Here is a 255-nt window from a genome sequence, read left to right on the forward strand (position 1 = left end):
CAGATCCTCGGCGGCTACATCGTAGATGACCAGGTTGAAACTGAAGAATGGCTGCACGACTTGTACTGTGATGGCTGCGAGCCTTCTGAAGCTGTCACCGAAGTGCAGTGCCAGCTAGGGATGCTCCGATCAACTTGTCGTGCAGCCGCGGCAAGTTGCAATTTTCCAGGCACCTACAGCGTCATTGGACGAAAAGTGACCGAAAAATCATGTACGGAGAGCTTTTTCGACCGGTTCTCCGTGTTAAACGCCAAC

At 52.5% G+C, this 255-nt stretch carries 1 protein-coding gene; it reads left to right on the forward strand.

Annotated features, from left to right (window positions below; translation table 11 throughout):
- A partial coding sequence (locus tag SB719_RS21345) for a hypothetical protein (RefSeq protein ID WP_412159916.1) occupies positions 1-255 on the forward strand: 255 nt, incomplete at both ends.

It is taken from the genome of Pantoea sp. SIMBA_079 (genome assembly GCF_046940275.1).
In the GTDB taxonomy this organism is placed as follows: domain Bacteria; phylum Pseudomonadota; class Gammaproteobacteria; order Enterobacterales; family Enterobacteriaceae; genus Pantoea; species Pantoea borealis.